This window comes from Mycobacterium sp. (assembly GCF_035603715.1).
In the GTDB taxonomy this organism is placed as follows: domain Bacteria; phylum Actinomycetota; class Actinomycetes; order Mycobacteriales; family Mycobacteriaceae; genus Mycobacterium.
The window spans coordinates 1-10136 of record NZ_DATNJW010000692.1 but is presented as its reverse complement, the minus strand read 5'-3'; the positions used below and the strand labels follow the sequence as shown (position 1 = coordinate 10136).

Sequence of the window (10136 nt, the reverse complement as noted above, 5' to 3'; positions counted from 1 at the left end):
GGTCGGCTGGCGGGCCGCTTTGACGAAATCGCCTGTTACACCTAGGGGTCCAAGCGGTCAAGCCAACTCGATGAGGTCCCGGTAGTCCTCGGACCAATGGTCCTCGGTTCCGTCCGGCAGCAGCACGACGCGCTGCGGGTCGAGCGCTTCGGCGGCACCCGGGTCGTGCGTGACCAGCACAACCGCTCCGGCGTAGCTGCGCAACGCGTCGAGCACCTGTTCACGCGAGGCCGGGTCGAGGTTGTTCGTCGGCTCGTCGAGCAGCAGCACATTGGCAGTCGAAGCCACCAGGCCGGCGAGCGCCAGCCGGGTCTTCTCTCCACCGGACAACGTCCCGGCCGGCTGGTCGAGTTGGCTGCCGCTGAACATGAATGCACCGAGCAGACCCCGCAGCTCTTGCTCGCCGGAATCCGGCGCGGCGTGGCGAATGTTCTCCCACACTGTCGCGGCGTCGTCGAGGGTGTCGTGCTCCTGCGCGAAATAGCCGATTTTCAAACCATGTCCGGCTTCCATCGACCCGGCATCGGGTTCTTCGACGCCGGCCAGTAACCGCAGCAGCGTCGTCTTGCCCGCGCCGTTGAGCCCGAGCACGACCACCCGAGAGCCTCGATCGATCGCGAGATCCACCCCGGTGAAAATCTCCAACGAGCCGTAATTCTTCGTCAGCCCGGAGGCGGTCAACGGTGTCCGTCCACATGACGACGGGCTGGGGAATTTGATCCGGGCCACCTTGTCGGCCACCCGCTCGGCGTCGAGTGCGGCCATCATCCGGTCGGCACGGCGCAGCATGTTTTGCGCGGCAACGGCTTTGGTGGCTTTGGCGCCCATCTTCGCGGCCTGGGCGCGTAGCGCGGTGGCTTTCTTCTCCGCGTTGGCGCGCTCGCGGCGGCGGCGCTGCTCGTCGGTGGCGCGGGCGTCGAGGTACTTCTGCCAGCCCATGTTGTAGACGTCGGCTTCGCCACGGACCGCATCGAGGAACCAGACCCGGTTGACCACATCGGCCAGCAGGTCGACGTTGTGGCTGATGACCACCAACCCGCCAGTGTGGTTGCGCAGGAAATCCCTGAGCCAGCCCACCGAATCGGCGTCGAGGTGGTTGGTCGGCTCGTCGAGCAGCAATGTGGTCGCCGATCCGGCGCCGGTGTCGGATGCGGCAAACAGGATCCGGGCCAACTCCACTCGGCGGCGCTGACCGCCGGACAGCGTGCGCAACTGCTGGGTCAGCACGCGGTCGGGCAATCCGAGACTCGCGCAGATCCGGCCCGCTTCGCTTTCGGCGCCGTAGCCGCCGAGCGCGGCGAAGCGCTCCTCGAGTTGGCCGTAGCGGCGGATCGCCCGATCACGGGCGGCATCGTCAGCGACCTCCGCCATCAAGGCTTGCTGCTTTTCCAGATCGGTGAGCAGGGTGTCCAGTCCGCGTGCGGAGAGCACCCGGTCGCGCGCAAGGACGTCGAGGTCACCCTCTTTGGGATCCTGCGGCAGATAACCGATCTCGCCGGTGCGTGCCACGGTGCCCGCGTACGGTTCCCCCTCGCCGGCGAGGATGCGCAGCGTTGTTGTCTTGCCCGCGCCGTTGCGACCGACGAGCCCAATCCGGTCCCCCGGCTGTATCCGCAGCGCCGTGCCGTCGGCATAGAGCAACGTGCGCGCTCCTGCGCGGACCTCGAGGTCCGTAGCCGTGATCACGGTCACTCTCCTTGGGCGGATTTATTACTTGTCGTCGGTGAACACCGGCGGGCGCTTCTCGGCGCGCGCGGCAACCGCTTCTTCGAAGTTGCCGGTGAGCAGGCGGACGAAGAGCTGTCCCAGACCTTCGGCCTGCATGTGCCCTTCCAGGCTAGCGGCGTCCAGTCCACTCCACAGTGTGCGTTTGGTCAACTCGACGCCGGGCCGCGAGAACGTGGCGATCCGCTCGGCCATGTCGTAACAGGTCTCCAGCAGTTGGTCGTCGGGCACCTGACGGGATACCAGCCCAATCCGCTCGGCCTCCTGGGCGTCGACGTCGCGACCGGTCAGCATGATCTCGAAAGCCCGCGACGACCCGATGGCCCGCGGCAGCAAATAGCTCAAGCCCAGCTCGCTGGCGGTCAGCCCGTTGTTGATCCCCGCGGCCCGAAAATACGCCCCGTGCGACGCGACCCGGATGTCCGCGGCGAGCGCCAGGCACAGTCCGCCTCCGATCGCCGCGCCGTTGACCGCGGCGATCACCGGCTGGTGCAGCCGCCGTAGCGCGAGGATGACGTCGTCGAGGACCTGCATCGAGCGCAGCGCGTAGGTGGGCCGGGTGAGGTCTTGAACATGCGGAACGCTGCCGGCCGATTTGTGGTCGGCGCCCGACGAGAAGCCCTTGCCGGCTCCGGTCAGCACGACGACCCGTACCGAGTTGTCGTAGGTGAGGTTCTCCAGAACCTCTTTCAGCGGCACCATGATGTCGAACGCCATGGAGTTCATTCGCTCGGGCCGATTGAGGGTGACCAACGCGACATGCGGCCGCGGATGTTCGACGAGGACCATGCTCACCGTTGAACGGTAACCCGCCCTCGTGCCGGTCTAGCTCAGGACTGGTCGTCCTGGTTGGCGGCCATCGCCGCGTCCACGTCGAAGTCCTTGATCTGCTGAACCAGATCTTCCAGCGCGGCCGGCGGCAGCGCGCCCGCCTGGTTGAAGACCAGCTTGCCCTTCTTGAAGGCCATCAGCGTCGGGATGGATCGGATCTGAGCGGCCGCGGCAAGCTCTTGCTCGGCTTCGGTGTCCACCTTGGCGTGCACCACGTCGGGGTGTTTGTCCGCCGAGGCGGAGAAGGTGGGCGCGAACTGGCGGCAGGGTCCACACCATGATGCCCAGAAGTCGACGAGCACGATGTCGTTGCCGTTGATCGTTTCGTTGAACTGCGCGGCAGTCAGGTCTTGGGTAGTCACGACCTGCTCAACGCAGCGAACTGCCGGAGTGTTCCCAGGTTCAGGTCAGGTGGTCGTAGTCACCACGGACCCATGCGGCGTGGCGCTGCGCCGATCGCTGGACCACTGCGTGGCCGTCGCTGTCGATGGCATTCGTGAAGAGGCCGTAGATCCGGTCGAAGTGCAGCGGGGCCAGCGTGGCGGCCATGCGCTGCACTACCGCGGCGGACAGCGGAAGGCGATTGGGATAGCTGCGCAGGAAACCGACGGTGCGGCGGTCCGGGTTGGGGAAGATGGTGTCCCCGGTCAGCAGCACGCCGCGGCCGTCGGCGCCGTCGGTCCAGCAGGCGACCGAACTGCCCGGGAAATGGCCACCGACCCGGACGATCGTCAGCGAGGGCGTCAGCGCCAGCGTGTCCGACCACAACTGAATCACTCGGTCGGGGCGCATCACCCAGTCGGCGTCGGCGGCGTTGACGTAAACCGGAACCCCGCCCAGCCGGCGGCTCCATTCGACTTGTGCGCCGAACATGTGCGGATGACTGGTGACGACCGCGATCACCGGGCCGCGGTCGGCCACCGCGGTCACCGCGTCGTCGTCGACGAAGCCGGACGGATCCCACAACACGTTCCCGGCGTCCGAGCACACCAGCTTTCCCAGCTGCCCGATTCCCAGTGCGGGAGCGCTGCCGATCGCCGCCAGCCCGTCTTCGATATCCCATACGACCGACCGCATTCCTTCGCCGACGAGCTGGTCCAGCGTCGCCCAGAGTTGACCATCGCTTGGCACCCATTGCCGTTCATCGGAGCAAATCGCGCACACACCCGATGCGGCGCTGTGCTCGACACCGCATGTTCTGCACAGCCAAAACATGGGCCAACTCTAATTCGCTGGGCCTGCCCTGCGAACGGTACGAGGGCGCATGCACGGCGTGCTTAGACGTTCGTTGCAGCGGGTATCCCCGGCGCGGAAAAAGGCCCGCGATTCGGAGAAGCGTCGATGTTCGTCACCTTGCCGGGTCCCTCGAGGACCCGGTTGATAATCCTGCTACTGGCCGGAGTTACCGCGTTGTCCATCGCCGCGTGCGGCACATCGAACAACCAGAACTCCACACCGCACGGCACCGCGGCGAGCCAACCGACGTCCGCGGCCAAGCCACCGCCGCCACCGCCGCCACCGGTGGGCAAAGATCACATCGAGGGCCTGGTCAGATCGGTGTCAGGTGACACCATCCAGCTCACCCAGCGGGACCGGAGCGCGGCGACCGTGGACTTCACCCCGCAGACGATGGTCACTGAACTCAGCTCCGCTGCGCTGCCCGACGTGAAACCCGGCAGTTGCGTCGACGTCAAGTCGACGCCACAGAGCGCTGCTCCCGGCGGTGCGATCACCGCGGAATCCGTGGAGATCAGCCCCGCGGTAGCCCACCGGTGCCCGCCGCCACCGGGGCCTGCCGCAGCCGTTTACGGCATTGTGGACTCCGTCGCGGACAACGCCATCAAGGTCAACACCGTTGATTCCACCGGCAAAACAACGCATAGCACCGTTAACGTCACCAATACGACCACCTACACCAAGCACGCGGTTACTAATGCCCAAGCGGTCCAGAACGGTACGTGCATGGCGGCGCAGGGAACCAAGGACGGCAGTGTGCTGCGCGCTGCGACGATCGACCTCGAACCGTGTCCGCCGATGGGTCGCCCGCACCACCACTTCCACCTCCCCTGGTGGCTGCATCGCCACCACTAGGCCCACAACGCGCCTCGTTCAAGCGCTTTCGCACGGTCTAGCTGCACGCACAGCTTGTTCATAATCGCCCACCAGCCTGCGCTCAGCGGCGCCGCCGATCGTGAAGATCGTTGCCAAAGCCGCTCTGCTGATTGCGGCCGACGATCGAAAGGACCTCGATGCCTGCCACTTTCTCGACCACGCGACTGTCCCGCGTCGCGCTGCTCGCAGTCACCGGCGCCACCGCATTGTCTGTCGCCGCGTGTGGCGCGTCCAATAATGCAAAGCCCACTTCGGCGAATCCAACCAGCCCCGCCCCCTCTTCATCGTCGTCGCCATCGGCGTCGGCCAAGGGCAAGGACTGGGTGAACGGGCTGATTGACTCGGTGTCGGGCAACACGATTCAGGTCAGCCAGCGATCCGGGCCGGCCACCGTCGACTTCACGCCGTCGACCGCAGTCTCCGAGATCACCCCGGCCCAATTGACTGACATCACCACTGGCAGCTGCATCAGCGTGCATCCAGATCGCCACGGCGCCTCGACAGCGGGCGGCGCGATCACCGCGCGATCGGTACGCGTCAGCACCGCGGTCGACGGTAAATGCCCGCAGCCCAACCAGCCGGCGGGCGGACCGACCGGCACGCCACCGGCAGCACCCGCCGCGCATCACCAAATACGCGGTCAGGTCGCATCCGTGACAGGCAACACGATCACCCTGAATAATCCTGACGCAGGCGGCAATTCGTCGCCAACCAGCGTGACCGTCACCGACACCACCAAATACACCAAGCAGTCGACCACTGACGGGCAGGCGATAGCTCAGGGCAAGTGCATCGCAGCGCATGGCACCACAGACGGCGGCGGCACGCTGCAAGCGACGACCATCTCCGTTCAACAGTCCGACAACGGCAGCTGCCCCCAACTGGGCGGCAAGCACCACCGCCACTAGCCCGTGGTCGCGTCAATACGATCGGGGTAGCCCGAGGCTGTGCTGCGCAACGTGATTGAGGATCATTTCGCGGCTGATCGGCACGGTTTTGAACAGCCGGACAAACTCATACATGTTTGCCAGCGCGACCTCGCGGGTGAAGCCGGCGCCACCGTGCACCTCGATGGCCTGATCCAGGCAGCGGATGGCCGCGTCGGCGGACAGGAACTTGGCCATGTTGCTCTGTTCGCCGGCATCAGCGCCGGCGTCGTAGCTGGCGGCGGCCTGACGTGTCATCAGCCGCGCGGCCTCAAGGGCAATCTTGGCTTCCGCCAACGGATGCGCGAGGCCCTGGTGAGCTCCGATCGGCACCTGCCACACCGTGCGCTCGCGGGCGTAGGCCACCGCCTTGTCGAGGGCGTAGCGGCTGACGCCGTTGCAGATCGCGGCGATGATCACCCGTTCGGGATTCATGCCGTCGAACGCGACCCGTAATCCGTTGCCTTCGCCGCCGACCAGCCGGTCGGCCGGGACGGCGACGTTGTCGAAGAACACCGTGAACGACTTGTCGGTGATCTCGAACGTCATCGGGATGCGGTGCATGTCGATGCCGGGCGTGTCACGGTCGACCAAGAACAGCGAGAGTTGGGCGCGGCCTCGGGCATCGGTGCCGGTGCGGGTGACCACGAGCAGGGCGTCGGATTGATCCGCGGCGGTGATGTAGGTCTTCTGCCCGTTGATGAAGTACTTGTCGCCGTCGCGGTGCGCGGTGGTGGCCAGTTGGTGGCTGTTGGATCCGGCGTCGGGTTCGGTGATCGCGAATGCGATCTTCATCGTTCCCGCCGCCATCGGCGCCAGCCACTGCCGCTTCTGCTCGTGGGAGGCGTGCCGTGACAACAGGCTGCCGACGATGCCCGGGGAGATCATCAGCATGATCTGCGGGCAGCCGGCCGCGGCGGCCTCCTCCGCGACGACGTTCATCGCGCTCAATCCCATTCCCCCACCGCCGTATTCCTCGGGCAGGTTCACGCCGACGAATCCGCCCGCGGCCAAGGCGTCCCACAGTTCGGTGGGGTGCTGAAGAGTCTCGCTGCAGCGGGTGAAGTATTCGTTTCCGAACCCGGCCACGATCCCATGCACCGAGGATCGCAGTTCGGCTTCTTCGACGTCGGACAGGATCATCGGAAGTCCATCCAGTGTCCGTGCGGGGTGAAGCCGAGCAGGAACGGTATCTCGATGCGGCAGACCGGTCCCGCGGTAATGTCGTCGGTGTCGAAAATGGCGAATTCGCCGAGGTTCTCGGTCCATCGCGAGATCGGGACCATCAGGTAGCCGTCCCCTTCCGGCGCGTCGGGAGTGCGCGGCACAAAGGTCGGCTCCATCACCAGCGACGGGCGATCGTTGCGCAGCCGGTACCGCTGTTCGTCGCCGGTGGTTCGGTCCCGCGCGACCAGGCTGTGCATGCGCATGCCGGTTCCTTTGGCGTCGCCGCCGATCAGGTATCCCCAACGCTGGCCGTGCCCATAGAAGCGTTCGTCGACCTTGGGCAGTTCGCAGGGTTGGTCGTCGAGCATTTCGGACTTCACGCTCCCGGCGGCGAGGTCGACTGTCCAGCGTCCGAGCGTGCTGCGGGCCAGGTTGAAGAAAAGCGCGACATCCTCGCCTTGGAACCCATCGATGTCCAGCGGGAACGGCGGGCGCTCGAAGATCGGGGCTTCCAGGGTCAGGGTGTCGCCGTCGACGTCGGCGGCCAGCGTGTGCATGACGTACTGCGGCCCGATTTCCGCTGTGATCCAACGGATCTCGCCATTCTCAACGTCGTCGCGTGGTATCAGCGCCAGCATCGTCGGCAGCTCCGGATGCCATCCCTGCACCGCCTGCCCGCGCTCGATGCGGTCCGGGTCGAAGACGAAACCCTGAAACGGCAACACCATCCACTTCGGGGTCAGCCACATGTCGTGGACTTCCGAGGAGTAGGGCGCATCCCAGAGCTCTCGGGATGCGACCGCACCGTCGGGCTGCACGACATGGACGGTGACGTACGGCTTGTGATTGCTGTAGGCCCAGCCATACAGCGTGCCACTGGCGCTGTCCCATTTCGGGTGCGCGGTGAATGCCGCATCGCCGTAGCCGGCCTTGTCGAAGATCCCGCGGGATAGTTGCGGCGACCATCCGACTACGCCGCGGGTCTGCAGGCTGATGGGATCCAGGGCCACCGGCGGGCTGCCTTGCTCGCCCGATGCGAGGATCTCCCCCGCGAACGGGAAGCAGTTGATGTTGTTGGTGCCCTGCGGAATTCCGCGGGTGTGTTCGTCGGGCACGGCGGCGCCGAAGCCGATATTGCGCCAGTCGGTCCAGTCGCCGTCGGTCCAGCAGAACATCCCGCGCTTATGCCGATCTTCCAGCAGATACTTGGGCGTGCGGACCCAGCGGTTACGGAAGTCGGCCCGGCCGTTGTCGAACGTCAGGCCCTGCACCATGCCGTCCATCGCCAGCAGTCCGTTCGCGCCCTGTCGGGTGGGTCGCTTGAAGGTCGGCCCGACCCGATAGAACCCGCCGGAAAGCTCCTTGGGAATTTCACCGAACGTCGTGACGCAGTCCTCGACTGTCGCCTCGAACCTCATCGGGCGGAAGGCTCCGGTCAGCACGGCGGTATTCGGGACATTCACCATGGCCACTTAGTATACTAAGTGGCGTGACGATGACAAGACCCTCCCGCGCGCCCGACGTGGTCGCCGCAACTCTGCGGCGACGGATTCTCTCCGGCGAGCTCGCACCGGGTGATTCCCTGCCCACCGAGGGTGAGCTGATCACCCAACTGGGCGTCAGCCGCGAAACGGTCCGCATGGCGCTGCGACTGCTGGATGCCGAGGGCCTCACCGCGACCAGCCAGGGACGCAGCGGCGTGCGGATCCGTCACCCGGAACCCGAGCGGGTCGCCCGTTCGCTGGTGCAGTTGTTCACCCTCACCGGCGCGACATGGGGTGACCTGTTGGATTTCCGCACGATGCTCGAACCCGCCGCCGCGGCCCACGTCGCCGAGCACGCCACCGCGCCACAATGTAAGCGCATCGCCGATGTCGCCGAGCGCGGTATCGCGCCCGACGGCACCGGTTATCACGAATTCCACGAACTGCTGGTGCAGGCCAGCGAAAATCCGCTCCTGACAACCGTTTTGGCTGCGATCGAGCAGGCGGTGCGCTGGGCAGCCGCCGAGCAGAACATCAGTCAGTATGACCGCGACGAGGCCGCCAAATCACATCGCGCAATCGCCGCCGCCATCAACGCCAAAGATCCACAGAAGGCGCAGCGCCGAATGGAGCAGCATCTGAAGGCTGCGTTGCATCACGTCGAAGCATCGGGACTGCGTGGTGCGCCGATGATTCCGCCGTCACGATGGCGCGGCGAGAACAACGATCTGCCCTGGCGCTGAGGCGCCGTTATTTCTTGCCGCGCCAACCGCGTTCGAACGGCAGACGCCAAGCGCGCGGGGCGATCAGCGGATGGACCGCATTGGGCCCCCACGAATCAATGTCGTAACTACGCACCGGCGGCGGGTCCTCGAGCAGGGGCGCCGAGACTTCCCAGAGTCGCTCGATGCCCTCGGCGGTGTTGTACAGCGTGCGGTCACCGCGCATCGCGTCCAGAATCAGACGCTCATACGCCTCGAGGACATCGTCGGCGTGGCCGGTCTCCTCCATGGTGAACTGCAGGCTGAGCTTGTCCAGCTTCATGCCCGGCCCGGGCCGCTTACCGTAGAACGACAACGACATCCTCGAGACGTCGGCGAGATCGAAGGTCAGGTGATCCGGGCCCTTCTGTCCCACACCGGAACCCGGCGGGAACATGCTGCGCGGCGGCTCGTGGAACGCGATCGAGATGATCCGCTGCCCCTCGGCCAATCCTTTGCCGGTGCGCAGGAAGAACGGCACGCCCGCCCAGCGCCAGTTGTCGATCTCGCACTTGAGCGCGATGAACGTCTCGGTGTCCGATTCCGGAGAGACGCCGGGCATATCGCGGTAGCCGCGGTATTGCCCGCGCACCACATGGTTGGTGTCGAGCAGGCGCATCGAGCGAAACACCTTGTTCTTCTCGCTGCTGATCGCCTCCGACGCCAACTCGGTTGGCGGCTCCATCGCGACGAAGGCCAGGATCTGGAACAGGTGGGTGACCACCATGTCTTTGAACGCGCCCACCGCTTCGTAGAACTGGGCGCGGTTCTCGACGGTGAGCCGCTCGGGCACATCGATCTGGATGTGATCGATGAACTGGCGGTTCCAGATCGGCTCGAACAGGCCATTGGCGAACCGGAAGGCGAGAATGTTCTGCGCGGCTTCCTTGCCCAGGAAGTGGTCGATCCGGAAGATCTGCTCCTCGTCGAAGACGGCACCAACGGCCTCGTTCACCATGCGCGCCGATTGGAGATCGGAGCCGACCGGCTTCTCGATGACGACGCGGGTCTGCGGCGTCACCAGCCCATGCTCGCCGACGCGCCGGCAGATCTCCGCGAAGAGGTCCGGACCGACGGCGAGATAGAAGGCGCGAATCTTCTCCTCGCCTTCGCGCAGGATCGCCGCGAGA

General features: G+C 65.8%; 10 protein-coding genes and 1 pseudogene. 3 read left to right on the top strand and 8 right to left on the bottom strand.

Annotated elements, in window-relative coordinates; all coding sequences use genetic code 11:
- Positions 1 to 57: 57 nt before the first annotated feature.
- The 4 genes and pseudogenes from VN856_RS27895 to VN856_RS27880 form a co-directional block, all read right to left on the bottom strand.
- Positions 58 to 1686 (bottom strand): ABC-F family ATP-binding cassette domain-containing protein, encoded by a 1629-nt coding sequence (locus VN856_RS27895; protein WP_325695324.1) that lies wholly within the window; start codon positions 1684 to 1686, stop codon positions 58 to 60.
- Positions 1687 to 1710: 24 nt separating this feature from the next.
- Positions 1711 to 2538, bottom strand: a pseudogene (locus VN856_RS27890) (enoyl-CoA hydratase); the annotation flags it as partial.
- Positions 2539 to 2555: 17 nt separating this feature from the next.
- Positions 2556 to 2918: a thioredoxin gene (gene trxA, locus VN856_RS27885; RefSeq protein ID WP_325695322.1), complete on the bottom strand. Its 363-nt coding sequence runs from the start codon at positions 2916 to 2918 to the stop codon at positions 2556 to 2558.
- Between the two features lie 40 nt (positions 2919 to 2958).
- Complete coding sequence (locus VN856_RS27880; protein ID WP_325695320.1) at positions 2959 to 3771, bottom strand: MBL fold metallo-hydrolase; 813 nt, start codon at positions 3769 to 3771, stop codon at positions 2959 to 2961.
- A gap of 126 nt (positions 3772 to 3897) precedes the next feature.
- Between VN856_RS27880 and VN856_RS27875 the strand changes: the two genes are divergently transcribed.
- A complete protein-coding gene (locus VN856_RS27875; protein ID WP_325695318.1) occupies positions 3898 to 4647 on the top strand; it encodes a hypothetical protein in 750 nt (249 codons plus the stop codon).
- A gap of 82 nt (positions 4648 to 4729) precedes the next feature.
- Here the strand turns inward: VN856_RS27875 and VN856_RS27870 are convergent, their stop codons facing one another.
- On the bottom strand, positions 4730 to 4978 hold the full coding sequence (locus VN856_RS27870) for a hypothetical protein (protein ID WP_325695316.1): 249 nt from the start codon (positions 4976 to 4978) through the stop codon (positions 4730 to 4732).
- Positions 4979 to 4991: 13 nt separating this feature from the next.
- On the opposite strand from VN856_RS27870, the gene VN856_RS27865 reads away from it, so the two are divergent.
- On the top strand, positions 4992 to 5576 hold the full coding sequence (locus tag VN856_RS27865) for a DUF5666 domain-containing protein (RefSeq protein WP_325695314.1): 585 nt from the start codon (positions 4992 to 4994) through the stop codon (positions 5574 to 5576).
- Between the two features lie 12 nt (positions 5577 to 5588).
- On the opposite strand, the gene VN856_RS27860 is transcribed toward VN856_RS27865, so the two are convergent.
- Both VN856_RS27860 and VN856_RS27855 read right to left on the bottom strand, forming a co-directional pair.
- A complete protein-coding gene (locus VN856_RS27860; RefSeq protein WP_325695312.1) occupies positions 5589 to 6737 on the bottom strand; it encodes an acyl-CoA dehydrogenase family protein in 1149 nt (382 codons plus the stop codon).
- A complete protein-coding gene (locus VN856_RS27855; protein ID WP_325695310.1) occupies positions 6734 to 8227 on the bottom strand; it encodes a carotenoid oxygenase family protein in 1494 nt (497 codons plus the stop codon). Before VN856_RS27855 ends, VN856_RS27860 begins: the two co-directional genes overlap by 4 nt.
- Positions 8228 to 8256: 29 nt before the next feature.
- On the opposite strand from VN856_RS27855, the gene VN856_RS27850 reads away from it, so the two are divergent.
- The gene (locus tag VN856_RS27850; RefSeq protein WP_325695326.1) at positions 8257 to 8988 is read left to right on the top strand and encodes a FadR/GntR family transcriptional regulator; all 732 of its coding nucleotides are present in this window, start codon (positions 8257 to 8259) and stop codon (positions 8986 to 8988) included.
- Positions 8989 to 8995: 7 nt separating this feature from the next.
- On the opposite strand, the gene VN856_RS27845 is transcribed toward VN856_RS27850, so the two are convergent.
- Positions 8996 to 10136: glucose-6-phosphate dehydrogenase (locus VN856_RS27845; RefSeq protein WP_325695308.1), on the bottom strand; the 1141-nt coding region annotated here is incomplete at its 5' end.

Coding starts and splice junctions, on each gene's coding strand:
- VN856_RS27850 (WP_325695326.1), top strand. CDS start 8,257: ATGACAAGACCCTCCCGCGCGCCCGACGTGGTCGCCGCAACTCTGCGG.
- VN856_RS27880 (WP_325695320.1), bottom strand. CDS start 3,771: ATGTTTTGGCTGTGCAGAACATGCGGTGTCGAGCACAGCGCCGCATCG.
- VN856_RS27875 (WP_325695318.1), top strand. CDS start 3,898: ATGTTCGTCACCTTGCCGGGTCCCTCGAGGACCCGGTTGATAATCCTG.
- VN856_RS27860 (WP_325695312.1), bottom strand. CDS start 6,737: ATGATCCTGTCCGACGTCGAAGAAGCCGAACTGCGATCCTCGGTGCAT.
- VN856_RS27855 (WP_325695310.1), bottom strand. CDS start 8,227: ATGGTGAATGTCCCGAATACCGCCGTGCTGACCGGAGCCTTCCGCCCG.